25 protein-coding genes are annotated in these 26370 nt (G+C 41.6%); 22 read left to right on the top strand and 3 right to left on the bottom strand.

What is annotated here, in order from left to right; all coding sequences use genetic code 11:
- Positions 1-44 precede the first annotated feature (44 nt).
- Genes ATS75_RS10770 through ATS75_RS10760 form a run of 3 tightly spaced genes read left to right on the top strand, consistent with a single transcriptional unit; the run spans position 45 to position 2091 of the window.
- Positions 45-587 carry an RNA polymerase sigma factor gene (locus ATS75_RS10770; protein WP_058560454.1) on the top strand — a complete coding sequence of 181 codons (543 nt, stop codon included), beginning with the start codon at positions 45-47 and terminating at the stop codon, positions 585-587.
- Positions 580-1170: a hypothetical protein gene (locus ATS75_RS10765; RefSeq protein WP_058560453.1), complete on the top strand. Its 591-nt coding sequence runs from the start codon at positions 580-582 to the stop codon at positions 1168-1170. The genes ATS75_RS10770 and ATS75_RS10765 overlap by 8 nt, the downstream gene beginning before the upstream one ends.
- Before the next feature lie 9 nt (positions 1171-1179).
- Positions 1180-2091, top strand: a complete 912-nt coding sequence (locus ATS75_RS10760; protein ID WP_058560452.1) for a hypothetical protein — start codon at positions 1180-1182, stop codon at positions 2089-2091.
- Positions 2092-2126: 35 nt separating this feature from the next.
- Here ATS75_RS10760 and ATS75_RS10755 read toward each other — a convergent pair whose 3' ends face one another.
- Both ATS75_RS10755 and ATS75_RS10750 read right to left on the bottom strand, forming a co-directional pair.
- Positions 2127-2351, bottom strand: a complete 225-nt coding sequence (locus tag ATS75_RS10755; RefSeq protein WP_058560451.1) for a hypothetical protein — start codon at positions 2349-2351, stop codon at positions 2127-2129.
- Between the two features lie 212 nt (positions 2352-2563).
- Positions 2564-5080, bottom strand: a complete 2517-nt coding sequence (locus tag ATS75_RS10750; RefSeq protein ID WP_058560450.1) for an EAL domain-containing protein — start codon at positions 5078-5080, stop codon at positions 2564-2566.
- A gap of 163 nt (positions 5081-5243) precedes the next feature.
- Here ATS75_RS10750 and queA point away from each other — a divergent pair, with 163 nt between their 5' ends.
- From queA to ATS75_RS10710, 8 genes are all read left to right on the top strand, one after another.
- Positions 5244-6275, top strand: coding sequence for a tRNA preQ1(34) S-adenosylmethionine ribosyltransferase-isomerase QueA (queA, locus tag ATS75_RS10745; RefSeq protein WP_058560449.1), 1032 nt, complete (start codon positions 5244-5246; stop codon positions 6273-6275).
- Between the two features lie 199 nt (positions 6276-6474).
- A complete protein-coding gene (tgt, locus tag ATS75_RS10740) occupies positions 6475-7602 on the top strand; it encodes a tRNA guanosine(34) transglycosylase Tgt (protein ID WP_058560448.1) in 1128 nt (375 codons plus the stop codon).
- 36 nt (positions 7603-7638) lie between these two features.
- Positions 7639-7977, top strand: a complete 339-nt coding sequence (gene yajC / locus ATS75_RS10735; protein WP_058560447.1) for a preprotein translocase subunit YajC — start codon at positions 7639-7641, stop codon at positions 7975-7977.
- A 22-nt stretch (positions 7978-7999) separates the two neighbouring features.
- Positions 8000-9859, top strand: coding sequence for a protein translocase subunit SecD (gene secD / locus ATS75_RS10730; protein ID WP_058560446.1), 1860 nt, complete (start codon positions 8000-8002; stop codon positions 9857-9859).
- A 9-nt stretch (positions 9860-9868) separates the two neighbouring features.
- Positions 9869-10816: a protein translocase subunit SecF gene (secF, locus tag ATS75_RS10725; protein WP_058560445.1), complete on the top strand. Its 948-nt coding sequence runs from the start codon at positions 9869-9871 to the stop codon at positions 10814-10816.
- A gap of 72 nt (positions 10817-10888) precedes the next feature.
- Entirely contained in the window at positions 10889-11419 is a 531-nt protein-coding gene (locus ATS75_RS10720; RefSeq protein ID WP_058560444.1) for a hypothetical protein, read from the top strand.
- Between the two features lie 73 nt (positions 11420-11492).
- Entirely contained in the window at positions 11493-13280 is a 1788-nt protein-coding gene (locus ATS75_RS10715; RefSeq protein WP_058560443.1) for a GGDEF domain-containing protein, read from the top strand.
- A 66-nt stretch (positions 13281-13346) separates the two neighbouring features.
- The gene (locus tag ATS75_RS10710) at positions 13347-14159 is read left to right on the top strand and encodes a substrate-binding periplasmic protein (RefSeq protein WP_058560442.1); all 813 of its coding nucleotides are present in this window, start codon (positions 13347-13349) and stop codon (positions 14157-14159) included.
- Positions 14160-14199: 40 nt separating this feature from the next.
- On the opposite strand, the gene suhB is transcribed toward ATS75_RS10710, so the two are convergent.
- The gene (gene suhB / locus ATS75_RS10705) at positions 14200-15003 is read right to left on the bottom strand and encodes an inositol-1-monophosphatase (RefSeq protein WP_058560523.1); all 804 of its coding nucleotides are present in this window, start codon (positions 15001-15003) and stop codon (positions 14200-14202) included.
- Between the two features lie 363 nt (positions 15004-15366).
- Between suhB and trmJ the strand changes: the two genes are divergently transcribed.
- The 11 genes from trmJ to ATS75_RS10650 all read left to right on the top strand — a co-directional run bounded on the left by trmJ (position 15367) and on the right by ATS75_RS10650 (position 26164).
- Entirely contained in the window at positions 15367-16092 is a 726-nt protein-coding gene (trmJ, locus tag ATS75_RS10700) for a tRNA (cytosine(32)/uridine(32)-2'-O)-methyltransferase TrmJ (RefSeq protein WP_058560441.1), read from the top strand.
- Positions 16093-16288: 196 nt separating this feature from the next.
- On the top strand, positions 16289-16780 hold the full coding sequence (iscR, locus tag ATS75_RS10695; protein WP_058560440.1) for a Fe-S cluster assembly transcriptional regulator IscR: 492 nt from the start codon (positions 16289-16291) through the stop codon (positions 16778-16780).
- Positions 16781-16802: 22 nt separating this feature from the next.
- Positions 16803-18020 (top strand): IscS subfamily cysteine desulfurase, encoded by a 1218-nt coding sequence (locus tag ATS75_RS10690; protein ID WP_058560439.1) that lies wholly within the window; start codon positions 16803-16805, stop codon positions 18018-18020.
- A 40-nt stretch (positions 18021-18060) separates the two neighbouring features.
- Positions 18061-18444, top strand: coding sequence for a Fe-S cluster assembly scaffold IscU (iscU, locus tag ATS75_RS10685; protein ID WP_058560438.1), 384 nt, complete (start codon positions 18061-18063; stop codon positions 18442-18444).
- A 9-nt stretch (positions 18445-18453) separates the two neighbouring features.
- Positions 18454-18777 (top strand): iron-sulfur cluster assembly protein IscA, encoded by a 324-nt coding sequence (gene iscA, locus ATS75_RS10680; protein WP_058560437.1) that lies wholly within the window; start codon positions 18454-18456, stop codon positions 18775-18777.
- A gap of 75 nt (positions 18778-18852) precedes the next feature.
- The gene (hscB, locus tag ATS75_RS10675; RefSeq protein ID WP_058560436.1) at positions 18853-19380 is read left to right on the top strand and encodes a co-chaperone HscB; all 528 of its coding nucleotides are present in this window, start codon (positions 18853-18855) and stop codon (positions 19378-19380) included.
- A 48-nt stretch (positions 19381-19428) separates the two neighbouring features.
- Positions 19429-21291 carry a Fe-S protein assembly chaperone HscA gene (gene hscA / locus ATS75_RS10670; RefSeq protein ID WP_058560435.1) on the top strand — a complete coding sequence of 621 codons (1863 nt, stop codon included), beginning with the start codon at positions 19429-19431 and terminating at the stop codon, positions 21289-21291.
- A gap of 10 nt (positions 21292-21301) precedes the next feature.
- The gene (gene fdx, locus ATS75_RS10665) at positions 21302-21640 is read left to right on the top strand and encodes an ISC system 2Fe-2S type ferredoxin (protein WP_058560434.1); all 339 of its coding nucleotides are present in this window, start codon (positions 21302-21304) and stop codon (positions 21638-21640) included.
- 157 nt (positions 21641-21797) lie between these two features.
- Positions 21798-23225, top strand: a complete 1428-nt coding sequence (locus ATS75_RS10660) for an NAD-dependent succinate-semialdehyde dehydrogenase (RefSeq protein WP_058560433.1) — start codon at positions 21798-21800, stop codon at positions 23223-23225.
- A 12-nt stretch (positions 23226-23237) separates the two neighbouring features.
- Complete coding sequence (locus tag ATS75_RS20490) at positions 23238-23435, top strand: hypothetical protein (protein ID WP_058560432.1); 198 nt, start codon at positions 23238-23240, stop codon at positions 23433-23435.
- A gap of 80 nt (positions 23436-23515) precedes the next feature.
- Entirely contained in the window at positions 23516-26164 is a 2649-nt protein-coding gene (locus ATS75_RS10650; protein ID WP_058560431.1) for a family 20 glycosylhydrolase, read from the top strand.
- The last annotated feature ends 206 nt before the right edge of the window (positions 26165-26370 follow it).

The following is a 26370-nucleotide window of genomic DNA, read 5'->3' as shown; positions in this document are numbered from 1 at the left end:
CCCTCGACTAACATAATACGTAAATAAACTAAAAACTGAGAATCGTGTTTTTCCAATCGCAAGAAACCTTAATTAAAAAAGCGCAGCAGGGTAATAAGCGAGCTTGGATAAAGCTCGTTAAGCAGCATGAGGACCTCGTTTATAATTATTGCTTGAGAATGCTAAGCAACCCCGATGATGCAATGGATTTAATGCAGGAAGTGTTTATTTCTGTTTATAAAAGTTTGCCTAACTTTCGCGGTGACGCCAGTTTTAATACGTGGGTATTTCAAATAGTGCATCGTCGTGGGGTTGAGTTTTATCGTCGTCGGCATGTTTATCAGTCACTCGATGATACCCCTGAGCAAACTTGCAAACACGGTGAGCTTGAGCACAATCAAATCGTGCAACTAGAGCATAATCAACTCAAAGTAATGATGAATAATTTACCGTGGGAGCAACGATTGGTAGTGGAACTAAAGTTTTTTCAACATTGTACGTTTGAGGAAATTGCACTGCAGTTAGATATATCGACAAATACAGCTAAGTCACGCTTATACAGTGCATTAGGTAAGTTAAAAGTTCATTTGGAGGCCGTTGATGGCTAATTTAGACGCGCTTTTCGAGCAATGGTTAGAGGGTAAGCCACTCACAGACGAGGCGCTTAAGCAATTAAAAACGAGTGCACAATACAGCGCAATGTTAGCACAAGCACAGCGATGGCAAGTACAAAGCACTGATTATAAACAGCAACCAGTGCCTGATTGGGACCGGACATCCACTTTAGGTGCAAATGCAAAGCACAGAAGTCAAGGTAATACGGCTACGTGGGCTGTTGCAGCCTCTATTATAGTTTGCACTTTGGTGTATTTAGTCCCTAATAAAAAAGCAGAAACTGAGTTGTCAGCGCAATTGATAAAGCAAACAAAGTTATTGGAATCCCAGCAAAAGCAAATAGACCAGCTACAAATTATTATTACGGCACAAAATGAGCTACAACAACAGCATATGTATCAATTAACGAAGGAAGCAATAGCGACAGGACGAGTCGAGCGACAAGAAGATATTAATAGTTTAATTAATTATATAAAAACTCAACGAGCCCAAGATCACGCATACCTGCGTATGCAGTTAAATGATATAGCCGAACAAGTTCAAGTGCAGCCTATGGCTGCTATCGCGAAAAATTAGGAGTTAACTATGAACACAAAGATAATGTATAGCGTTATTGCCATTGTAGCTGGGTGCGCAAGTGATCAGTCATTGGCGAAAGCACCAGAGGAACTGAGTGCGATTGTCCGTGAAGTGAGCATAATGGAAAACATACTTAGCACAGCGTTAAAGCAAGATACCGATAACAAAGTACGCGCTATAAACGCAAACTATTTTGCTAAACAAGGCGTTGTGTTTGAATTAGACATTACAGCAGGTAACCGCTGGCACGCTATTTTTAGTGGTGCCCCAGAAGCACCTTTACCTCCTATGCCTGACATTGATTTCTCGGATGTAAATATCGAATTCTTAAGTGATCAGGTTGAGATTATCAGTGAGCATGCCGTAGAGTCTTCGCGAGATGCGTATCACCATGCCATGGAGGTAATGCGTGAAGGGGCAGAAAAGGTACGCGATATCGCAGAGCAAGAGCGTGATGTAAGTCGTGAGATACGGGATTTAGAACGCGAGAAACGAGATTTAGAGTTCGCGACACGCCATGACAATAGCGCTGAGGTAAAAGAGTTAGTGTCGCGTAAAAATAGCTTAGAAAAAGAGATTAAAGCACTCGAAAAGCAACAAACTAAACTGACAAAAGAGCAAAAAAAGGCGCGCCAAGCAATAAGCGCTAAACACGCGCAGCGCGAGAAACAAAAAGTTGCGGAGCAAGAACAGTTACTCGAAAAAATCAGCCAAAGTATTAGTTTAACGCTGTGTGATTATGGTAGTGGGCTGCGTAGCCTGCCAAATGATGAATATGTCAGCTTTGTACTCGATGGTTTAGGGCAAAAAGATAAAAATTTAATCAAAATCTTTAATAAAGGCGATATCAAAAAGTGTGTCATTGGCGAAACGAAAGCCAGTGAGTTGGCACTTAAAGCAATCAGTTACCAATTTTAGTAAATCTATCATGTCTTGTGATTAAGAGCAGCCACTTATAATGGCTGCTTTTGATTATGACCTTCAAACTCAAACTGTTTGTTAAATGGGGTAATGTCAGGGAGAAACAATAAATAGACCCAAACAACCAAATTAAAATAAGGAACGAGACCTAAGCAGGCAAACGTAGTTTTGGGGTAACCTTTTTTAGTCGCGTATTTGTAACATTGGTACGCGATACCTAAGTTCACTAGTAGTATTAACACGATCAATTGCATCATAACTTAGCTCCTTAACCGACAAAACCTATTAAAATAATATGTTACTCTAAAGCGGTATGTTCTTGTCAATTTGTGATGTCACGTTTATTTTTGTTTGTATGTAAATAAACATGACATTTAACAACGTCGAGTACAAAGTATAGAAGAGTTATTGAGAGATGAAAGTAAAAAAAGTGTTAAAAGTGTATTAAATTGTTACGCTGACACTTAGGTTATTGTTCGTAAAAAGTTTTGTTCTGAGATATTTTTTTAAGCTCTGCATTGATCATTTCAACAGGTAATGGACGGGCGATAAAGTAGCCTTGGCCATAATCTACACCTATATCTTTAAGGGCTAAGAAAATATCTTTATTTTCAACATACTCAGCAACAGAGCGTTTGTCTAAAGATCGACTGATATCATTTATTGCTTTGACTAACGCTAAATCAATCGGATCGTTGAGCATATCCCGTACAAATGAACCATCAATTTTTACATGTTGAGCAGGTAATTGTTTTAGGTAATTAAACGTGCTGAACCCTGTGCCAAAATCATCAATAGAAAAGTGGCAACCAAGACGGTTGAGTTTTTCAATCATCGCGCGAGTTGCTGCTAGGTTATTAATACTCGCAGACTCCGTGATTTCGAAAATCACCCGGGTGGGTGATAAATCATAGTCTTTAAGTGTTGACTCTATATGAGGTAATAAACGCTCATCTAAAAATGATTGCGCAGATAAGTTAATTGCTACTTGAGTAAGCTCAGGGTGCTTCGCAATGGCTGCAATCGCATTACGGATCACACACTGATCCATTAAGTATGTATCATTAAGAAGCTCAAGTGATGGAATAAAGTGGTTTGGATAAACCAGCTCACCATCTAGTTTCAAGCGCAACAGCGCTTCAAAATAGGCTATGTTACCTTTTTTGAAATCCCAAATAGGTTGGTAATGCAGCTCTATTTGGTCTTGTTGCAAGGCTTGGCGTATGCTGTGCCCCCACTCAAGGCCCGCTTGCAGGGTATTGTGATTAGCATCTTCTTTTGAATAACAATGAACTAAATTTCTACCTAAACTCTTAGCGACGTATAGCGCAATATCAGCTTGTTTCAAACACTCACTCGGATCGTTATTTGCTGCTGTAATTTGTGTTAAACCAATGGAACAACTGATTGAGTAAATTTGTTCTTCAGACTTAAATTGATGGCCATCAATCGCCATACAAATGCTTTCAGCAACTAAATGCGCATCTAATAGGTTCATGTTTTTCAAAATAACAGCAAATTCATCACCGCCAATTCGGCAAATTAAATGTTCATCACTGATATTCGCCGTGAATAGCTGCGCAACTTCCTTGAGTACGATGTCGCCTTGTTGGTGACCCTTGCTATCGTTAATTATTTTAAAATGATCCAAATCTATATAGATTAGTGCATGTTCGGTTTGATCAAACGTGTATTCAGGCTGACAAATTAGGTTGAGCTGCTGGTCAAAATAATAGCGGTTGTGAAGACCCGTTAATGTATCGTGAAGGGCTAAATGGCGTAACTGCAGTTCAGCTTGTTTTCGTTCGTGAATGTTGTCTATTGTGGCTGTTATACTGGCTGCATTACTGCTATTTTTTATCAGTTGCAAGCGACACTCAACCCAAATAGCACGCCCTTCCTTATGGCGGATCTGAATTTCTACTTTTTGCTGTTCTTTGCCTTCATTTAAAATTTTACTAATGGTGCCAAGCAGTTTTACTTTGCATTCTTCTTCACAAAAATCAGTTAATGACTTTGTTAACGTGTGTTTAATCCCAAAACCAGACAGTGACTCCCAAGCAGGGTTAATAAACCGTATTAAGCCTTGTTGATCAAATTCAAGCACAACGGTATTTAGATGCAGCAATATGCGCTGATGGGCAGAAAAAAGATCTTTGTAGCGGCTTTGACTTTGGCTCAATTGCTCCACTTTTTGGGCGAATTCAGCATAACTCACCATAAAGTCTTCGCGCCGTGCAGCATGATCACACACCTTGCTTAAAAATGACGGTTTGTAAGGTGTACGTATGAAATCAGTTACACCGGACAGCAACAATTGCTCAGCGTAATCGGCATCACGCGTATCTATGATTGTTACAATGGCTTGCTTAGGATTGTGCTGCAGCATTTCTTCAACAAGCTGGCTTGCGGCGACGGCATTGGCTGATGTTGCATCCAATAATACAATCGAAAACGTTTGCTGTAGATAAATAGCCAAGGCTTGCTTATTTGTTGTCGTACGGGTACATGCAAAATTTAGCGCCAATGTTTCTTCAATTTCAGCGGCTTTATTATCGTCAAGTTCAATGAGTAAAAGGTTTAAACGACTGCTTTTTTCTAAATGCGTTGATAAGACGTTAGCTAGAACTTGAGGTAACATATCTTGACGCTCAAATGGCAATACAGCATCAATCCCATAACTACGTGCCGTGGTTTCAGCGATTCTTTCACAATAGATAGGGGGGGTGAGGACGATAGGTGTATTTTTTGGCGTTTTTAACAGCCCTGAGCGAATCATTCGAGAGAAACGCCAGCCGTCTATTTTTCCTACATCTAAGCCGGTAATAATAATATCAACTGCCTGACTTTTCAGCAGCTCTAATGCGTGCTGAGTGTCTTCTACTTCAATGAAAGTAAACACATTTAGTTTGTTTAGAGTTGACCTAATAGTCTGCCGTTCAGCCATACTGGCGTTTAATATCAGCAACTGGAGCTGCTTAGCCATGACGTCACTACCTCTTAATTCAACCTATGTTAATTCAGTGGATTAGGATAATGCCATTTGTCTTGAACCACAAGAAAACATTGTTGCGTTTTTAAACTTAGTTGAGCAATGCGTTTGATAGGGTTAAACTTGGCGCGAATTTTTTGATCTGGATGTATATGTTATGCGCGTAGCAGACTTTAGTTTTGACTTACCTGATGAACTTATTGCTCGTTTTCCCAAAGAGGATAGAACGAGTAGCCGTTTACTAACTTTAGATGGCCCAACAGGGGCGTTAGAACACAAAGTATTTAGTGATATTCTAGCATTAGTCAATGAAAACGACTTGCTTGTATTTAACAACACCAAAGTCATTCCTGCTCGTATGTACGGGCAAAAAGAGTCCGGTGGTAAAGTTGAAGTGCTTGTTGAGCGAGTATTAGACGAACACAGAGTGTTGGCCCATGTGCGTGCGAGCAAATCGCCCAAAGAAGGCTCAGTGATTACACTGGAAGGTAAAGCGAAAGCAACCATGGTAGGTCGCCATGGTGAGTTGTTTGAGCTTAAATTTAACGACAGCGAAAATGTACTCGAGGTCCTTAACGATATTGGGCACATGCCTTTACCTCCGTATATAGACCGTCCAGACACAGAAGATGATCGTAAACGTTACCAAACAGTCTATGGCGAAAAGCCAGGGGCTGTCGCTGCGCCAACGGCTGGTTTGCATTTTGATGATAAGCTAATGGCTGCGTTAAAAGATAAAGGTGTCAACATGGCGTTTGTTACATTACACGTAGGCGCGGGGACGTTCCAGCCTGTGCGTGTTGACTCTGTTGATGACCATATTATGCACTCAGAATATATTGAAGTACCTGATGAGGTTGTTGCTGCGGTTGCCAAAACCAAAGCTAATGGGGGCCGGGTTATCGCCATCGGTACGACGTCGGTTCGTTCACTTGAGTCAGCCGCTAAAATTCATGGTGGTAAGCTCGATACTTACTTTGGTGATACCGATATTTTTATTTATCCTGGTTATCAATTTAACGTTGTCGACGCGATGGTTACTAATTTTCACCTATCTGAATCGACCTTAATTATGTTAGTAAGCGCTTTTTCAGGGCAAGAAAATATTATGTCTGCCTATCATACGGCCATCGAACAAAGATATCGCTTTTTTAGTTACGGTGATGCGATGTTTTTAACTCGTAAATAACGGGTAACTTAATGTGTTGAAAGCCCAGCTGCATGTTGGGCTTTTTTGATTTGAGTATTCGCTCTTTTAATTCTCACTTTTAGCCCAATTAATAGTATTGCGCTAACAAAAAGGTTAGAATCGAGCGGTTAAATTATAGCTTGTTGGTATTATTTACCGGCATCAGTAGTTGGACTGTTTTTCCGACATTGAGGACAATATGAAATTTGAATTAGACCGTACTGACGGTAAAGCGCGCCGCGGCCGCTTGATTTTTGACCGTGGTGTTGTAGAGACACCTGCATTTATGCCTGTTGGTACTTACGGTACTGTTAAAGGTATGACGCCTGATGAAGTAAAAGACACGGGCGCACAAATTTGCTTAGGAAATACCTTTCATCTTATGCTTCGCCCAGGTACTGAAATCATCAAACAACATGGTGATTTACATGATTTTATGAACTGGGATCGTCCTATCCTAACTGATTCAGGCGGTTTCCAAGTATTTAGCCTTGGCGCAATGCGAAAAATCTCTGAAGAAGGTGTTTTATTTAGCTCGCCAGTAAATGGTGAGAAAATTATGCTTTCGCCAGAAAAAGCAATGCAAGTGCAGCGTGATTTGGGCTCAGATATCGTGATGATTTTTGATGAGTGTACGCCGTACCCAGCAACAGAAAAAGAAGCAAAAGACTCAATGGAATTATCATTGCGTTGGGCTAAACGTTCTAAAGAAGGGCATGGCGATAACCCATCAGCCTTATTTGGTATTATCCAAGGCGGTATGTACCCTGAACTTCGCGCTCAATCACAAGCTGGTTTGGAAGAAATCGGTTTTGATGGATACGCACTGGGTGGTTTATCAGTCGGTGAGCCTAAAAATGAGATGATCAATATTCTTGATCATTGCGCTTACAAAATGCCTGAAAACAAACCACGTTATTTAATGGGTGTCGGTAAGCCTGAAGATTTAGTCGAAGCAGTACGCCGTGGCATTGATATGTTTGATTGTGTAATGCCAACCCGTAATGCGCGTAACGGTCATTTATTTATTACCGGCGGCATTGTTAAAATTCGTAACGCTGTACATAAAACAGACACTGGTCCATTGGATCCTGAGTGTGATTGTCACACATGTAAAAATTACTCGCGCGCATACTTGCATCACCTTGATAAGTGTAATGAAATTTTAGGTGCACGGCTAAACACAATTCATAACTTACGTTACTATCAACGTGTTATGGAAGGCTTACGTAACGCCATCAGCGAAGGTAAGCTTGATGAGTTTGTAAATGATTTTTATGCACGTCGAGGCCAAGAAGTGCCTGAGCTTGCTGATATCGAACATTAAGAAATTAAATTTTATAAAAATTAAAGAGGAAGTGTTATGAGTTTATTTATTTCAAACGCCCACGCAAGTGCGGCAGGTGCAGCGCCAGCAGGCGGTGGTTATGAAATGCTGATCATGTTAGCTATTTTTGGTCTTGTGTTTTACTTTTTGATCTACCGCCCACAAGCTAAGCGCGTTAAAGAGCATAAAAGCTTGATGAGCGCGATGGCAAAAGGCGACGAAGTACTCACTCAAGGTGGTTTAGTGGGTAAAATCGCTAAGATTGCTGAAGATAAAGATTTCATCGTTATTTCATTAAACGATCAAGCAGAAGTAACTGTGCAGAAATCTGCTGTTTCTGCCGTGTTGCCTAAAGGCACAATGAAGTCGCTATAATTATAAAAATAAGGACAGACACGTGTTAAACAAGTTTCCATTATGGAAGTATTTACTTGTTATCGCTGTGTTAGCAATGGGCCTTTTATATGCATCACCAAACTTGTATGGCCGTGATCCGGCCATACAAGTTTCTGGCGCAAAAGGTGCTGATGTTGAACTCAGTGTATTAGATACAGTAAATGGCATCCTCAAAGACAATAACGTTACCGTTAAATCTAGCAAACTTGAAAGTGGACAAATTTTAGTTCGCTTCAAAAATGTAGAAGAACAACTCAAAGCGCAAGATTTACTGCGTAACGCACTTAGCGAAGATTTCATCTCAGCCATTAATATGGCCCCGGCGCAACCTCATTGGCTTAAAAGCCTTGGTGGTAATCCAATGAAATTGGGCTTGGATTTAAGTGGCGGTGTTCACTTTACGATGGAAATCGACATGGTAACAGCCGTTGATAACGCGCTGGAACAAATGGAACAAGACTACAAAAGTGACCTACGTGGTGAAAAGTTACGTTATCGCTCTATCCGCCGAGTGGCAAACAGTGAACGACTGCGCGTAGAGATGCGCAGCGAAGAAGACAGAGACGCTGCTGAGCGTTTCTTACAATCTCGCTACCCACTTCACACGTACATCAATGATAGCTCAAACGAAAACGCTTTTTATGCCAATCTAAGTGATTTAAAGCTAAAAGAAATTCGTGATTATGCAATCAAACAAAATGAAACGATTATTCGTAACCGTATCAATCAGATTGGTGTTGCAGAGCCAAATGTTCAACGTCAAGGCGCTGAGCGTATTATTGTACAGCTTCCAGGTGTTCAAGATACAGCGCGTGCTAAAGAAATTTTAGGGGCAACTGCCACGCTTGAGTTTCGTGAAGTAGACGAAAACGCAGACGTGTCAGCGGCAGCGCAAGGGCGTATTCCGCCAGGCACTGAAATGATTATGAGCCGTGACGGCTACCCTGTAGTGCTTAAAAAACGCATTATTCTTGAAGGTAGCCACATTACTGGTGCGCAATCAGGTGCTGATGAATATCAACGTCCACAAGTAAGTATTACCCTTGATAGCAAAGGTGGCGCTAAAATGAATGCGTTTACCAAGCGTGCAATCGGTAAGCGTATGGCTACGGTATTTATTGAATATAAGCCATCAGGTAAAAAAGATGCCAACGGTAAAGCGCTTCCGCCGATTAAAGTGGAAGAGGTCATCAACGTTGCGACAATTCAGGCGCGTTTAGACCGTTCATTCCGTATCACCGGTATTGATAACCCAGCAGAAGCGCATAACTTAAGTTTACTTCTGCGCGCAGGTGCTCTTGTAGCGCCAATCCAAATCGTTGAAGAGCGAACGGTAGGACCAAGTTTAGGCCAAGAAAATATTGAAGCAGGTATGACTGCGGTTGCACTAGGCTTCTTGTTTGTTCTTGTGTTTATGTTGATCTATTACAAAGGCTTTGGCTTAGTTGCGAATATCGCATTGGCGGCTAACTTAGTGCTGATCATTGGCGTTATGTCATTGATCCCAGGTGCAACGTTAACACTGCCAGGTATTGCAGGTATTGTATTAACGGTTGGTATGGCGGTTGATGCCAATGTACTAATATTTGAGCGTATTCGTGAAGAACTGGCTGATGGCCGTAGCCCTCAACAAGCTGTTCATCATGGGTATGACAGTGCATTTAGTACTATATTTGATGCGAATATCACCACGCTAATTGCAGCGATTATCTTGTTTGCTGTAGGTACTGGTCCAATAGCTGGTTTTGCCGTTACATTAGCAATAGGTATTCTTACTTCAATGTTTACAGCAATAGTGGGTACACGTGCCGTGATCAACTTATTTATCGGCGGTAAACGTGTCGATAAGCTGTCAATATAAGGAGCCATAATGCAAATTTTAAAATTAGGCGGAAGAACATTAAAGTTCATGTCGTTGCGCAAAGTTGCAATGGGTATCTCAACACTACTTATTTTGGCTTCACTTGCGTCTATCTTTGTCAAAGGCTTGAACTTTGGCCTTGATTTCACAGGTGGTACAGCAGTCGAAGTTGGTTTTTCGCAGCCAGCGGATTTAAAAAAGGTGCGCTCAGTATTAGCTGAAAATGGCTTTGCTGATGCATCGGTGCAATTATTTGGCTCCAGCCAAGAAATCTTAGTCCGTTTAGCCCCACGCGGTGACGACGTAAAAGCTGAGGTCATTGGTAACCAAGTAATCGAGGCGTTAAAAACTGCTGATGATAGTGTTGAAATGCGTCGTATCGAGTTTGTAGGCCCAAGTGTTGGTGAAGATTTAAAAGAGCAGGGTGGCCTTGCCATGCTAACTGCACTGATTTGTATCTTGATCTATGTTGCGTTTCGCTTTGAGTGGCGCTTTGCATTAGGCGCAGTTGCAGCACTTATGCATGACGTGATTATTACGCTAGGATTGTTCTCAGTGCTTGGCTTGGAGTTTGATTTAACCATTCTTGCCGCGATACTTGCAGTAATAGGTTACTCACTTAACGATACTATTGTTGTATCTGACCGTATTCGTGAGAACTTCCGTAAAGTTCGTATCGACGACACCATTGAAATCATTGATATTTCACTTACACAAACCCTTAACCGTACTTTAGTGACTTCAATTACCACAATCCTGGTATTGATTTCATTGTTCGTATGGGGTGGTCAAACAATTCATGGCTTTGCCACTGCATTATTGTTTGGTGTGTTTATTGGTACTTATTCTTCAGTTTATGTTGCTAGTGCTGTTGCCATTGCAATGGGTGTAAGCAAAGAAGATTTAATTCCAGAAGTGATTGAAAAAGAAGGGGCAGACCTAGACCCAATGCCATAGGTTTAGATTTGCACTTATATAAAAGCCGCTTACTTAAGCGGCTTTTATTGTTGTTACGGATTGTGTTGATTTATGTTTAAGTTGTTTGTATTCGTGTGCTCGGTTTTTATATTAACGGCTTGCGATAAGCCCCAGCCAGAGCCGCAAGTAAAAACTGAAGCTAAAAAGCGACTCCCTTCAGAGGCTTTTCATGCCCAAGCTTCTCATCTTCTTAATGCGATTAATATGGGCCAAGGCCTTGCTAGTTTAACGAAAGAATCTACTGCGCTTGTTGAAGTGTCAAATGCGCTATTAGATCAGTTTATGCAGCAGCACCCCCAATGCACAAATTACTTAACTGCGCTAAACGCGGCATTGGCAGAATTAACTTCTCCTGCACTTGAAAAAATAACAAGTAAACAACTGTCGAATTTAACACTCCCCAAATTTAATGACCCAATTTGTTACCATGCAAAAGCGGTATTAGTTCACGCTGTGACTATTCAGGTGCTTAGTATTAAAGCAGATAAAAACGAGCTGGTATTATTGGTGCCTAAACATGAGATAATTTCAGCTTTAGCGCATTATGATCAGGTTAAAAAGAGCCTTAGCCAAAAGCCGTAAAGTTGACATAAAATTGTCATACATTATTGCTACTTTATGTGCCTCTTGATAATTAGTATTGGCTTGGTGATAGGTGAGTGAGCAGCAGCGTTCTTTAGAAAATATATTGCATAACAGTGATATAACAACTTTGTTTCAACCTATTTTCGATATTTCTGGTAAACAGATATTAGGTTACGAAGCATTGAGCCGAGGCCCCGCAGGCAGCTTACTTGAGATGCCAAGCGAATTGTTTAGTACCGCTGTTAATTACGAGAAAATATCTGAGTTGGAATTATTGTGCCGCTCAACAGCCATAGAAAGCTTTGTAAAACTAGGCTTGAAGGGCAAACTGTTTTTGAATGTCAGCCCCAAAACGCTACTTGACCCCTGCCATCCAAAAGGCGAAACCCTTCACCTAATTGAAAAATTTGGACTCGCTGCCAGTCGCGTTGTGATAGAAGTAACAGAACAAGAAAAAGTAGATGATGGCTTCTTGCTCCTCAAAACCATTGCGCATTACCGTAAACTGGGCTTCTCAATTGCAATTGATGACCTTGGTGCTGGTTACTCTGGTTTAAAACAGTGGTCAGAATTATGTCCTGATTTTGTAAAAATCGATCGCTATTTTATTGATCATTGTGACCAAAGCGTCGTCAAGAAAGAGTTTTTGAAGTCGATTATAGAGCTGGCCAAAGTGACCAATACAGCGGTGATTGCAGAGGGAATTGAACGAATAGAAGAGCTGTATTTACTCGAAGGGCTGGGGATTGTTAATGCACAAGGTTTTTTACTTGAAAAGCCAAATACGCGACCGAGTACACAGTTTAACAGTAAGCAGTTAGAGCAACTTAATTTCTCACCTTTAAACAATCAGCTTGAGCAGTCTATGGCGATAGGTTGGCTAGCGGTGGATCAACCTGGCATTGACAGCAACACACGCTGCAAAGATGCTCATAAGCTGTTTGAAAAAGATAAAACAATAATTAGTATCGCAGTGCTGAATGAACAGCACCAACCTATTGGTTTGCTCCACAAAGATCAGTTAACAGAAGTGTTTGCAGCCCCTTATGGCCATGCATTATACGGCAAGCAACCTGTGACGGCTTTAATGCATAAGCAGCCGCTTGTTGTTGATGAAAATCAACTGTTAGATACAGTAAGCCAACAAATCACCGAGCATGACTTTGATATTCGCCGCCATATAATCATCACACGATCTGACAAGTATTTAGGCTTAGCGCCGTTACGCGATATTTTAAAACATATTACTGAAGAAAAAATACGCCACGCGCAACATGCAAATCCACTCACAATGTTGCCTGGCAATGTGGCTATTAACGAGGCGATTGAGCACCGCTTACGTACTAAAAATAGTTTTTCACTTGCTTACATTGATTTAAACCACTTTAAACAGTTTAACGACTTATACGGTTATGCCAGTGGTGACAGCGTGATTAAGTTGTTAGCAGATGTCACTGTTCAAGCGTGTACGAACATACCCAGCTTTGTAGGTCATATAGGCGGAGATGACTTCATGGTGGTATTTGATAGTGATGATGCCATTATGATTTGTAATTACATTATTAGTCAGTTTGAGCTGAAGTCTCGCGCCTTTTTTACGCCAGAACATATTGCAAGTGGGGGGTATTGGGCTAGTAATCGTGAAGGTGAAAAACAATTTGTGCCGCTACTTACATTGTCTATTGGCCTTGTTGAACCCGATTTAGCGCTCTGTAATAACAGCCACCAAGTTGCGGCACTGGCGACTGACGCTAAAAAAGAGGCTAAACGTTACCGTGAAAGTCATTTATTTGTCTGTAAGCGGCGTAGTCCAGCTCCTGCTGTTGTTAGATTAACACCCGATATAAAAGCGTTATGAAATAGAACACTTGAGTATTTATTCAACAGCGTGTAGCTTAAAGAAAACCAACAGAAAATAATATCAATGACACGATCATTTGCTTATTTAATATTTAATAGTTTTATATTCTTTTGTGCAGCGTTATCAGCTCAAACAATCAATGTAGCGCAAGAGCCCCGCGCTCAATATAAGCGTGACGAATACTTGAGTACACTGTTGATTAAAGCACTTGAAGCCGCCAACTATTCAGCTACATTGAATTATATTATTGTTCACCCTCATCAACAGCGTACGCTAATTACCCTGCAAAACAGTGAGGTCGATTTATATTGGAGCATGACAAGCCCTGAGCGAGAAACGTTAGCAATCGCCATTAAAATCCCATTATATCGTGGGTACATTGGTAAGCGCGCGCTAGTAACCCAACGTGAATTACTGCCTCAGTTCAAAAATATTACAACACTTGAGCAACTTCAACCCCTTACTGCAGTGCAAGGGCATGATTGGCCGGATACAAAAGTGTTGTCACATAATGGTTTAAACGTTAGGCCATTAGCTAATTATAAAGCGATGTTCGGTTTAACTGCCGCTGGGAGGATTGATTACTTTCCTCGGTCATTTATCGAGGTTAGTTCTGAGCTTAGAGAGATAGATAATAATGAACTGGCAATTGTGCCGCACATATACCTTCAGTACCCAGCAGCCTTCTATTATTTTGTATCGAAAGAAAAGCCAGCGCTCGCTAATGCAATACAGCAAGGGTTAACGAAACTGGAGCAGTCTGGGGAGTTTTTAGCGTTATTTAATAAATACTTTGCAGATGATTTAAATGCGCTGCCTTTCAAAGAGGCAAAAGCGACAGAACTTACGTTGGCCAATCCGTATTTCGCACAATAAAAAAGGAGCCTACGCTCCTTTTTCTTACTTGACGCTAAGTTTAGCGAAGTAATGATTCAGTTAAAACTGGACGAATCTCACGAATAATCGCTTGTGTCAGTTTTGGAGCACCACAGATAAGGTTACCACTTTGGTTATAGTTATTACCGCCAGCGAAATCAACAACCATACCGCCCGCTTCTTTAACCATAAGTTCACCTGCAGCGCTGTGCCAAGGTTTTAAACCAATTTCAAAGAAACCATCAACGCGACCTGCTGCAACATATGCCATATCTAACGCTGTACAACCTGCACGACGAATATCAGCAGTGTGAACAAACAATGCTTTGAATGCTTCAGTGTATGCATCCATGTGGTGTTTGTTTTTATATGGGAAGCCAGTAGCAAGTACAGTGCCCGCAAGAACCGTTGTTTTGCTTACGCGAAGACGTTTACTGTTAAGCTGTGCGCCTTGACCACGTGAAGCTGTGAAAAGCTCGCCACGGATAGGATCATAAATAACAGATTGGTCCAAACGACCTTTAACTTTAAGCGCGATAGAGATCGCAAAATGAGGAAGACCCTTGATGAAGTTAGTTGTGCCATCAATAGGATCTACAATCCATTGGTAATCTGCATCCTTGCCTTTGTGCTCACCTAATTCTTCACCCACGATAGAGTGAGTCGGGTAAGACTGTAAAATAGTGTCACGGATTACGGCTTCAGCTTCTTTATCAATATTTGTTACTAAGTCGTTAGTGCCTTTTTGTTGCACTTCAACTTTTGATAAATCTTCACTTGCGCGAAGTAAAAGTTTGCCTGCGTTACGCGCAGCGCGAACCGCAATGTTTAACATTGGATGCATGGTTTTACCTTTGGGTTGTAAAAGAACGTTTATATATTTTAAGCTGGCGTATTCTAGCGACTTTTGACACAAAGTAAACACCAAACCCCAAATAGTTCTGAGTGTTTTTTGTACTGGTATGAGTTGCAAGGTAAAAAGTACATAAAAAATTTGTAATGCCAGCTTAAACAAAAAATTTGTGATTAACCTAGAACCTAGAACCTAGAACCTAGAACCTAGAACCTAGAACCTAGAACCTAGAACCTAGAACCTAGAACCTAGAACCTAGAACCTAGAACCTAGAACCTACGCAGCTTATCGCTTACAACTAATATACATGCTACAATTCCCACCAATTTTTTGTATGAGTTAAGTAACACCGCAATGATCTTAGATGACATCCGTATTGTTTTAGTAAACACCTCGCATTCAGGTAATATTGGTTCTGCAGCACGTGCAATGAAAACCATGGGCTTATCAAAGCTTTATTTGGTTGACCCAGCGTGTGAAGTTGATAGTCACGCTAGTGCGCTGGCAGCGGGTGCATCGGATGTACTCGGTAATGCGGTGATTGTCGATACCGTTGCGGATGCTATTGCTGATTGTGCGCTTACCATTGGTACCAGTGCGCGCTCGCGTACACTTTCTTGGCCTATGGTTGAGCCACGAGAATGTGGTGAAAAACTAGTTGATGAGGCTGTTAATGGGCCTGTGGCGTTAGTTTTTGGTCGTGAAAATAGTGGCTTAACGAATGAAGAATTACAATTATGTAATTACCATGTCTGTATCCCTGCTAATCCAGAATATAGCTCACTGAATTTAGCCATGGCGGTTCAAACCCTGTGTTATGAAACGCGTATGGCATTTTTAAACCAACAGCCTAAAAAAGTGGTTGAAGAAGATGAAACGGTCTACCCAAGCTCAAAGCAAACAGAGCTGTTTTACGATCACCTTGAAGAAACGCTCCACAATACCGGCTTTATTATCAAACAACACCCCGGTTTGGTTATGACAAAGCTACGCCGCTTATTTAATCGTGCACGCCCAGAAGACGCTGAAATGAATATTTTGCGCGGCATTTTAACGTCAATAAATAAGTCTATAAAATAAGCGAAAGTTATAAGCTAATACTTGACTAAATTACTCAGGTAATTACAATACACCAATACTTGACTAAAAAGGTCGGGTATTAAAGTGTTTTAGAATCGCTTTAGGTTAATGGCTACAGCGTCAAATCTGGGTCAATATAATACTTGACTATTTTACTCTGGTAATTAAAATTTGCACTCTTTTGTGCGGGGGCTCTATGAAGTTAACATCAAAAGGCAGATATGCCGTAACAGCTATGCTCGATGTTGCGTTACATACTAACGTAGGTGCAGTCCCCCTAGCCGATATTTCAGAACGACAAGAAATTTCTTTGTCATATCTTGAGCAATTATTTGCCCGTTTACGTAAGAATGGTTTAGTGAGCTCAGTGCGTGGTCCTGGTGGTGGTTATTTACTGGGGCGTGATTCAAGCACAATTTCAGTCGGCGATGTAATTAATGCCGTCGACGAATCTGTTGATGCTACACGTTGCCATGGCGCAACAGGCGGATGCCAAAGTGGTATGCGTTGTTTAACACATACATTGTGGTCCGATTTAAGCACGCGGATTGAAGACTTTTTAAATGGTATTACCCTTGCTGAATTGGTGGAAAAATCAGATGTGAAAGAAGTAGCATCTCGCCAAGATAACAGCGTTAACAATGCAATTAAGCAATTGGAAAATATTCAAGTAAGCTGTCAACTTTAAGTTGGCTCCAGCGGAGATAGAAATGAAGTTACCGATTTATTTAGATTACGCAGCAACCACGCCAGTTGACGAGCGTGTTGCAAATGAAATGATGCAATGCCTAACAATGGATGGCAATTTTGGTAACCCTGCATCACGTTCACACCGTTTTGGTTGGCAAGCTGAAGAAGCAATTGATCAGGCGCGAACTGATATTGCTGATCTCATTAACGCAGATCCACGTGAAATTGTTTTCACCTCGGGTGCGACTGAATCAAATAACCTAGCGATTAAGGGAGCTGCACAGTTTTATAAAAAGAAAGGTAAGCATGTCATTACCGCTAAAACTGAGCATAAAGCTGTTATCGACACATGTCGTGAACTTGAACGTCAAGGGTTTGAAGTGACCTATATGGACGTTGAAGAAAACGGCCTTCTTGATCTTAAAAAGCTTGAACAAACAATGCGTGAAGACACCGTATTAGTGAGCATTATGCACGTGAATAACGAGCTAGGTGTGATTCAAGATATCGCGACAATCGGCGAAATGTGCCGCGAACGCAAAATCATGTTCCACGTTGATGCAGCACAAAGTGCAGGTAAAGTATTAATCGATATTCAACAGCTTAAAGTTGATTTTATGTCGTTCTCTGCACACAAAGCATATGGCCCTAAAGGTATTGGTGCGTTGTACGTTCGTCGTAAACCACGTGCTCGCCTTGAAGCACAAATGCACGGTGGCGGCCATGAACGTGGTATGCGTTCTGGTACTCTTGCCACTCACCAGCTCGTTGGCATGGGTGCTGCTTTTAGAATTGCAAAACAAGATTTTGAAAAAGATTATGCTCACATCAGCGCGCTACGTAAGCGTTTAATTGATGGCATTATGGCTGATATGGATGAAGTGTACTTCAATGGTGCGCAAGACCAATCAGTACCAGGAATTGTTAACATCAGCTTCAACTTTGTTGAAGGTGAATCGTTATTAATGGCTGTAAAAGACATTGCTGTATCGTCAGGTTCTGCCTGTACATCAGCAAGTTTAGAGCCTTCTTATGTACTACGTGCGCTTGGCCGTAACGATGAATTAGCACATAGCTCAATTCGTTTTAGTATTGGCCGCTTCACAACCGAAGAAGAGATTGATTATACCGTCAATTTAATGAAGAGCTCTATCGGTCGCTTACGTGAAATGTCTCCTTTGTGGGAAATGCATCAGGAAGGTATTGATTTAGATTCAGTTGAGTGGGCACATCATTAATTGATGTGCACATCCGCTAGCAGGTAGTGAGGATAGAGTAATGGCGTATAGTGATAAAGTAATTGATCATGTTGAAAACCCACGTAATGTAGGTGTTTTAGACAAAAACGATCCATCAGTAGCAACAGGAATGGTCGGCGCACCAGCATGTGGTGACGTGATGAAGCTGCAAATTAAAGTATCTGACACTGGTGTAATTGAAGATGCTAAATTCAAAACATATGGTTGTGGTAGTGCAATTGCCTCTTCATCACTGGTAACAGAGTGGGTTAAAGGCAAAACGTTAGACGAAGCGTCAACTATCAAAAACACTGATATCAGTGCAGAGCTTGAGTTACCACCAGTGAAAATTCACTGTTCGATTTTAGCCGAAGACGCAATCCAAGCAGCAATTGCAGATTACAAAAGTAAACAAGCGAAGTAAGAGATACTCATGGCAGTGACATTGACAGATGCGGCAGCAAACCGCGTAGAATCATTTTTAGCAAATCGCGGAAAAGGTCTAGGCCTTCGCGTAGGCATTAAAACGACGGGCTGTTCAGGTCTTGCTTATGTTCTTGAATTTGTTGACGATTTATCTGAAGGCGACGAAGTGTTTGAATCCCAAGGGGTTAAAGTTATCGTCGATGCTAAAAGCCTAGTGTACATTGATGGCACTGAACTAGATTACACCAAAGAAGGGTTGAATGAAGGGTTTAAGTTTATTAACCCTAACCAAGCTGATGAGTGTGGTTGTGGTGAAAGTTTCACAGTTTAAATTCGCAACGTAATTGTTTTCTTAAGCCCTGCACCTGTAGGGCTTTGTTCTATCTGAAATTTATATGGTTTGATGATGCGCTATTTTGAGTTGTTTGCTATACCTGTTGATTACCAAATAGATTTGGCAACAGTCAACAAAAACTACCTGGACTTGCAACGTGCCGTCCACCCTGATCGCCATGCAAACAGTAGCAGCCGCGATAAATTATTAGCGGTACAAAATGCTGCAGAGATTAATGATGCATTGCAGACGCTTAAGCACCCAGTTAAACGTGCTGAATATATGCTGAGTGAACTCGGTGTTGATATTCGCGCTGAGCAACAAACGTTGCAAGATCCGCTGTTTTTAATGCAACAAATGGAACTACGTGAAGAGCTTGAAGAATTAAGTTCAAGTAGCGGTCCAGATGCAGCGATTGGACAGTTTGAACAGCAAATAAAGCAACTCGATGGCCAATACAGCGCACAACTAGCAGTGCAATTGGCAAGTGCTGATGAGCAACAATGGCAGCAAGCAGCAGATAACATACGCAAACTTAAGTTTGTTTATAAATTACGTGATGAACTAGAGCGTATTGAAGACAGTTTATTCGACGATTAATTTTTTAACTTACGTATTAAAGTAAGTAAAAGCGAGTTAAAGATCATTATGGCATTATTGCAAATTGCTGAGCCGGGGCAGAGCGCGGCACCACATGAACATAAGCTAGCCATAGGGATTGACCTAGGCACAACCAATTCTTTAGTGGCAACGGTGCAAAGTGGCGAAGCACGCACTTTAACAGATATAAGTGGTGCAGCCATGTTACCGTCTGTGGTCCGCTATCAAGCGGATAGCACAACCGTTGGTGAGCAAGCCGCACAAGCCGCGACGCAAGATCCTGCAAACACACTGATCTCTGTGAAACGCTTTTTAGGTAAAACCCAAGCAGAAATACAACAAAGCTATGGTCAATTACCGTATGATTTTTGTGAGCATGATGGGGCGTTGGCAATCAAAACAGCGGCAGGGAAAATAAGCCCTGTTACAGCCTCAAGTGATATTTTAATCGCGTTAAAACAACGCGCCGAAGAGAGCTTCGCTGGTCAAGATATTTTAGGTGCGGTGATTACTGTGCCCGCTTATTTTGACGATGCTCAACGTCAAAGTACAAAAGATGCAGCTGAACTGGCTGGTATAAAAGTGCTTCGCTTATTGAATGAGCCAACTGCGGCAGCGGTTGCTTATGGCTTAGATTCAGGTCAAGAAGGTATCATCGCGGTTTACGACTTAGGGGGAGGCACATTTGATATTTCGGTTTTGCGTTTAAATCAAGGTGTCTTTGAAGTACTTGCAACCGGTGGTGATTCAAGTTTAGGTGGCGATGATTTTGATTCCTTACTAGTCGATTACTTTAAGCGTGAAACCGGGGTAATGAACTTATCGCCATCGGTACTTCGTTTATTCATCAATAAGGCTAAAGCCTGTAAAGAAGCGTTGAGCCAATACGCAAAAGTTAACGTTGGGCTTGAGTTTGACGACGAAAAACACATGGTTGAAGTCACTCGTGAAAAGTTTGAAGAACTCGCCGTGCCGCTTGTTAAAAAAACACTGCGTTCTTGTCGTCGTGCTGTGAAGGATGCAGGCATTGAGAATGACGACGTTCTACAAGTAGTGATGGTTGGTGGATCTACGCGTATGCCAATCGTGCGGAACCAAGTCGCCGAGTTTTTTAGTAAAGAACCACTTACATCGATTGATCCCGACCGTGTTGTGGCTCTAGGCGCTGCATTGCAAGCTGATGTATTGGTTGGCAATAAGCCTGATTCAGACATGTTATTACTTGATGTATTGCCTTTGTCACTAGGGTTAGAAACAATGGGTGGATTGGTTGAAAAAATTATTCCACGCAATACCACTATCCCTGTTGCTCGCGCACAAGAGTTTACAACATTTAAAGACGGCCAAACCGCGATGTCTTTACATGTGCTCCAAGGTGAGCGTGAACTGGTTGATGATTGCCGTTCACTCGCTAAATTTAGTTTAAAAGGTATTCCACCGATGGCTGCGGGTGCCGCACATATTCGTGTAACATTTAAAGTAGATGCCGATGGCTTACTCAGTGTGTCAGCAATGGAAAAATCAACGGGTGTTCAAGCTGATATTCAAGTGAAACCGTCATTTGGTTTATCTGACGACCAAGTTGCCAATATGCTAAAAGAGTCAATGACAAATGCTAAAGGTGATATGCAAGCGCGTATGCTTAAAGAGCAACAAGTAGAGGCATTGCGTGTTATTGAAGCCCTTGATGCATCACTGGCAACAGATAGTCAATTGCTTGATGAAACAGAACTGGGTGTGTTAAAAACTGAAATTGCAGCGCTTGCTGCTATCCGTGAGACAGCCGTTGAGCCAAGTGATATAAAAGCAGCCATTGAAAAAGTAGATAACGCTAGTAGCGTATTCGCTGAAAGAAGAATGGATGCATCGATTAAAAAAGCACTGCAAGGGCAGTCAGTAGACAACGTTTAAAGAGGTTAGAATGCCACAAATTATTTTTCTTCCCCATCCGGAATTATGTCCTGACGGCGCCGCAATTGAAGCACCTACGGGTGAGACAGTATTAGATGTTGCATTAAAAAATGGGATTAGTATTCCTCATGCATGTGAAAAATCATGTGCGTGTACAACGTGCCACTTAGTCATTCGTGAAGGTTTTGACTCGCTAGATGAAAGTGACGATCTAGAAGATGATATGCTAGATAAAGCGTGGGGCTTAGAGCCTGAGTCTCGTCTTGGTTGCCAAGCAATCATTAAAGATGAAGACCTCGTGGTTGAAATACCGAAATACAATCTCAACATCGTTAATGAAGAGCATTAATTTAAAGCGCAGCGATAAGTTGTAAGCTTTATTGAAAACACCGCGCTCAATTCGAACGCGGTGTTTTTGTTTGTAGTAATGATTTTACGTCGCGTCTTTATGTTGAACGCGGAATAAATCTGCTGCTACGGGTTCAACCCTATTTCGGAGGTGTATTTTGAGTGAGCTTATTTTTTCAGACTCGTTTATAAACGGTGAGTTTTATAAAACTGATACGCGATTTAGCGTAGATGATCCTGCTACCGAAGAAAGCATCGTAGAAGTCAGCGATATTGACCAAGCTGGCGTACAACAAGCTATTGACGCAGCTCAGAGTGCATTTATTAAATTGAAGTCAACTCACGCCACAGCGCGCAGTGACGTTTTAATGCGTTGGTACGAGTTAGTCATAGCGCACAAACAAACCCTTGCTGAGTTGATGACCAAGGAGCAGGGTAAACCACTTAAAGAGTCTCTGGGCGAAGTAGAATATGGCGCAGGCTTTATTAAATGGTTTGCCGAACAAGCCAAGCGCAGCTATGGCGATGTAATTCCTGCAACCGATAATGAGCATCGTTTAACAAGCTTTAAGCAGCCAATTGGGGTGGTTGGCGGAATAACACCTTGGAATTTTCCTATTGCGATGGTGACACGAAAAGTAGCACCTGCTTATGCAGCTGGGTGTAGCTTTGTATTAAAACCATCAGAGCATACTCCACTGTGTGCTTTGGCGTTAGCATACTTAGCCGATCAGGCGGGTTTTGAAAAAGGGGCATTTAACGTATTGCTGAGTGAAAATGCCAACATGGTTGGTGAAATACTGACAGAATCTGAACGGGTACGTAAGTTTACTTTTACAGGCTCAACAGCAGTAGGTAAGCAGTTACTTTCACAATGTGCTTCTACAATTAAGCGCACATCGATGGAACTCGGTGGTAATGCTCCTTTTATTATCTTTGATAATGCAGATCTAGATGACGCCGTAAAAGGCTTAATGGGGGCTAAGTTTAGAAATGCCGGTCAAACGTGTGTTGCCGCAAATCGTATTTTTATTCAGCGTAACGTGCTTGATGAGGTAATAGAAAAGCTGACAAAAAAAGTGTCCGGCCTAAAAGTCACTAATGGTTTTGAAGATGGCTGTGATATTGGGCCGCTGATTTATGCTAAAGCAAAGCAAAAAATACAAAACTTAATTGCTGATGCAAAAGCCAAAGGGGCATTGTTGATTGGTGACGATAAAGACCTTGGCGGTAATTTTCAATCCCCCCTAATTTTAAAAGGGGTTACGCGGGATATGGATATCTATCATGAAGAAGTATTTGGCCCCGTGTTGAGTATTATTGAGTTTGAAGAAGAACCAGAAGTTTTGGCGCTAGCGAATGATGTGCCTTATGGCTTAGCAGCTTATTTCTATAGCCAAGATATTAAACAAATTTATCGTGTCAGCGAAGCGTTAGAGTATGGCATGGTAGGCATTAATGAAGGTCTAATCTCAAACCCTGTGGCGCCGTTTGGCGGAGTGAAACAATCTGGACTAGGCCGAGAAGGTGGTCGCCAAGGGCTCGACGAATACCTTGAAGAAAAATATGTGTGTATAAAAATTTAGCGGCAAAGCGGTATGTGTGAAGCCGCTAAGTTGCCTGAGTGTTTTCTAGATGTTGACATAATCAATTATGTCCTCCAACTTTCTGGCTTACCGCTTACCGCTTACCGCTTACCGCTTACCGCTTACCGCTTACCGCTTACCGCTTACCGCTTACCGCTTACCGCTTTTATTTCAATTAATGATAGCGCTGTCATTTTAGTTTTTATATGATGGGGAGGAATTTATAAACAATAATAAGAGATTATGCGGGGGGAAATGCGTAGTCTTAGGGTATAAACGAGGAGAGAGTAATGGATTTCAAGAAGCACGCAGTGGCAGGTTTAATTGCTGCCATGCCTCTTATGGCACAGGCACAATTTTCGCAAAGTGATGTAAATAGCTTTGCAAAACAGACCACATTAACATTTGCAGTCGTCGATAATTTTCATAATAAAGATTCTGGGTTCTTGGGTAAAATAACCCTAAATAACCAATCAGATGTTGCATTGCCTGCGGGTGAAAGTGATTGGCAGCTCTATATCCACTCTGTTCGTAAAATTAATACTGAGCATGTTGCGGGGTTGAATATCGATCATGTAAATGGTGACTTACATCGCATTGTTCCTACAAAAGACTTCAAAGGTTTAGCTGCAGGTAAAAGTGTAGACATCGAGTTTGATGCTCAAGTCTGGATTGTGGCCTATACCGATTTTATGCCGCGTGCTTTCTTTGTATCTGGTGACAGTAAACCAGCCGTTTTTGCTAATACTGATACTGAAGATATGACCCAGTTTGTAGCGCCGTTCGAGCGCGAGAATCAACTGCGTAGATACAATGAACCGCTAGATCGCACTGTTCTCATTACGCCACAAGTTCGTTTTGAACGAAATAAAGCAACGGCAAATAAAGTATCTAAAGAAGATGCATTGAAACGTATTATTCCAAAGCCACAAAATATAGAGTTCAATCGCGGTGTGGCCAAACTTGATAACAGCTGGCAAATTCGCTTTCAGGGGCAATTAAAAAGCGAAGTCATGGTTTTCATGCAAGACCTACAAGATGACTACGGTTTAGTACTTAAAGCAGAGCCTGATCATATAAAAGCCAATAAAGAAAAACTAATCAGCTTAAAAGTAAATCCAAGCCTTGCTGATGGCAAAGCTGAGAGTTACACCCTAGAAGTTGATGATGACCGCATTGATATTGTCGGTAGTGACAATGCTGGAGTATTTTATGCCATGCAGAGTTTGCTTAATTTGCTACCTGCAAATAGCCAAGGTGCTGTTGAAGTACCACAGCTAGAGCTTGAAGATAGCCCGCGTTATGGTTGGCGTGGTATGCACTACGATAATGGTCGTAACTACCATGGTAAAGAGGCCATGTTCAAACTGGTTGAACAAATGGCACGTTATAAAATGAATAAGCTACACTGGCATTTTTCAGAAGATGAGGGTTGGCGCTTAGAGATACCGGGACTACCCGAGTTGACAGATATTGGTGGCTATCGCTGTTTTGATTTACAAGAGCGGGAATGTTTACTTACACAACTTGGAACAGGTCCATTTAAATCAGGCTCAGGTAATGGTTACTTAACTCGCGATGAATTTGTAGAGCTATTAAAATTCGCCAAAGATCGTCATATTCAAATTATTCCAGAAATAGAAGGTCCAGGCCACGCGCGTGCATCTATAAAAGCGATGGAAGCGCGTTTTCACACACTCAGTGAAGAAGCGAAGAAAACGGCTACAAATAATTTAACAAATAAAAAGCAAACAGACACAGAAATACAGCAAGTTGATATAAGTGCTGCAGCGCAATATTTATTGAGCGATCCTAACGACACCTCAGTTTACATGACGGTGCAAAACTACAAAGATAACTCAATGAATGTGTGTATGGACTCAACCTATGCATTTTTAGACAAAGTCACGTATGAGCTTCAGCAAATGTACCGTGAAGCGGGTGTGCAACTAACAAACCTCCACTTTGGTGGTGATGAAGTTGGCGCAGGCTCATGGGTGGGTTCGCCAATATGCCAAGCGATGTTTGCTGACCCAAATAATGGGGTCGCTGGGGCGGCAGATTTAAAGCCTTACTTTACTCAGCGTGTCGCGAAACTATTAGAAAAGCGCGGTATTTCACCTGGTGCTTGGGAAGACGGGCTGATGTATGACCGTACAAACCCATTTAAGCGTGATGAGTTTCCTAATAAAACATTCACCGCGAACGTGTGGGATAATATCTGGGAATGGGGGGTTGCAGATAGAGCATACCGTTTAGCAAATGCCGGTTATCAGGTGATTTTGTCTCACGGTACTCACTTGTACTTTGATCACCCTTACGAAGCGCACCCTGAAGAGCGTGGTTACTATTGGGCAACACGTTACACGGATACTGCAAAAGCATTTAATTACATGCCAGATAATGTTTATGCTAATGCAGATTACACGCGTACTCGCGAGCCAATTGCTAATTTAGAAGCATTGGTTGGTCGTCCATTACCTCAACTTGAAAAGCCTGAAAATATTTTGGGAATGCAAGGGCAAGTGTGGTCTGAGACTATTCGAACTGAAGAACAAGTATTAGCAATGATATTTCCACGTATTTTATCTGTTGCAGAACGAGCTTGGCATAAGGCACCATGGGAAGGTGAGCAAGTTGATACCGCAACACGCGCTAAAGATTGGTCGCAATTTGCAGCAGCGGTTGGTCTTAAGGAGCTAACTAAGCTAGCGAATGCTGATGTGAGTATTAATTTGCCAGTCCCTGGAGGGGTGATTGAAAATGGTAAATTAAACGTTAATACTCCTTTTGCATTCTTAGAAACGGAGTATAGCTTGGATGAAGGGACTACGTGGCAACGTTACACAGCTCCGATCAGTGTTTCTCAATCGCAGAAAGTTGCTCTACGCAGTCGTTTAAATGAGCAAGTTAACAGCAGAATTACCTATATAAATTAATGTATTAGTAGTTTTTGTAATATTGAAAGGGCCTGTAGGCCCTTTTTTATGCTATTTGTAAAATAAATAGTTACTAGTAATATGGCAGCAATTAACGTAAAGTTTTATGGCAGCGCTGTCATTTTTGTTAGGGTAATGTTATAAATTACCTTTGAGAATGAAGCTGTGTGATAGTCAGTTAAGTTAAAACACTTAATAAAATATAG

Origin of the sequence: Pseudoalteromonas sp. H105, from assembly GCF_001469215.1 — a bacterium.
Taxonomy (GTDB): Bacteria; Pseudomonadota; Gammaproteobacteria; order Enterobacterales; family Alteromonadaceae; genus Pseudoalteromonas.
This window is presented reverse-complemented; position numbering and strand designations above follow the sequence as displayed.

Excerpts from the sequence above, each read along its gene's own strand:
- ATS75_RS20490 (WP_058560432.1), top strand. The coding sequence starts at position 23,238 with ATGTGTGAAGCCGCTAAGTTGCCTGAGTGTTTTCTAGATGTTGACATA.
- ATS75_RS10690 (WP_058560439.1), top strand. The coding sequence starts at position 16,803 with ATGAAGTTACCGATTTATTTAGATTACGCAGCAACCACGCCAGTTGAC.
- secF (WP_058560445.1), top strand. The coding sequence starts at position 9,869 with ATGCAAATTTTAAAATTAGGCGGAAGAACATTAAAGTTCATGTCGTTG.
- tgt (WP_058560448.1), top strand. The coding sequence starts at position 6,475 with ATGAAATTTGAATTAGACCGTACTGACGGTAAAGCGCGCCGCGGCCGC.
- ATS75_RS10710 (WP_058560442.1), top strand. The coding sequence starts at position 13,347 with ATGACACGATCATTTGCTTATTTAATATTTAATAGTTTTATATTCTTT.
- ATS75_RS10765 (WP_058560453.1), top strand. The coding sequence starts at position 580 with ATGGCTAATTTAGACGCGCTTTTCGAGCAATGGTTAGAGGGTAAGCCA.
- trmJ (WP_058560441.1), top strand. The coding sequence starts at position 15,367 with ATGATCTTAGATGACATCCGTATTGTTTTAGTAAACACCTCGCATTCA.
- ATS75_RS10755 (WP_058560451.1), bottom strand. The coding sequence starts at position 2,351 with ATGATGCAATTGATCGTGTTAATACTACTAGTGAACTTAGGTATCGCG.
- ATS75_RS10650 (WP_058560431.1), top strand. The coding sequence starts at position 23,516 with ATGGATTTCAAGAAGCACGCAGTGGCAGGTTTAATTGCTGCCATGCCT.
- iscA (WP_058560437.1), top strand. The coding sequence starts at position 18,454 with ATGGCAGTGACATTGACAGATGCGGCAGCAAACCGCGTAGAATCATTT.
- queA (WP_058560449.1), top strand. The coding sequence starts at position 5,244 with ATGCGCGTAGCAGACTTTAGTTTTGACTTACCTGATGAACTTATTGCT.
- suhB (WP_058560523.1), bottom strand. The coding sequence starts at position 15,003 with ATGCATCCAATGTTAAACATTGCGGTTCGCGCTGCGCGTAACGCAGGC.
- yajC (WP_058560447.1), top strand. The coding sequence starts at position 7,639 with ATGAGTTTATTTATTTCAAACGCCCACGCAAGTGCGGCAGGTGCAGCG.
- ATS75_RS10750 (WP_058560450.1), bottom strand. The coding sequence starts at position 5,080 with ATGGCTAAGCAGCTCCAGTTGCTGATATTAAACGCCAGTATGGCTGAA.
- ATS75_RS10760 (WP_058560452.1), top strand. The coding sequence starts at position 1,180 with ATGAACACAAAGATAATGTATAGCGTTATTGCCATTGTAGCTGGGTGC.
- iscR (WP_058560440.1), top strand. The coding sequence starts at position 16,289 with ATGAAGTTAACATCAAAAGGCAGATATGCCGTAACAGCTATGCTCGAT.
- fdx (WP_058560434.1), top strand. The coding sequence starts at position 21,302 with ATGCCACAAATTATTTTTCTTCCCCATCCGGAATTATGTCCTGACGGC.
- ATS75_RS10720 (WP_058560444.1), top strand. The coding sequence starts at position 10,889 with ATGTTTAAGTTGTTTGTATTCGTGTGCTCGGTTTTTATATTAACGGCT.
- hscB (WP_058560436.1), top strand. The coding sequence starts at position 18,853 with ATGCGCTATTTTGAGTTGTTTGCTATACCTGTTGATTACCAAATAGAT.
- hscA (WP_058560435.1), top strand. The coding sequence starts at position 19,429 with ATGGCATTATTGCAAATTGCTGAGCCGGGGCAGAGCGCGGCACCACAT.
- iscU (WP_058560438.1), top strand. The coding sequence starts at position 18,061 with ATGGCGTATAGTGATAAAGTAATTGATCATGTTGAAAACCCACGTAAT.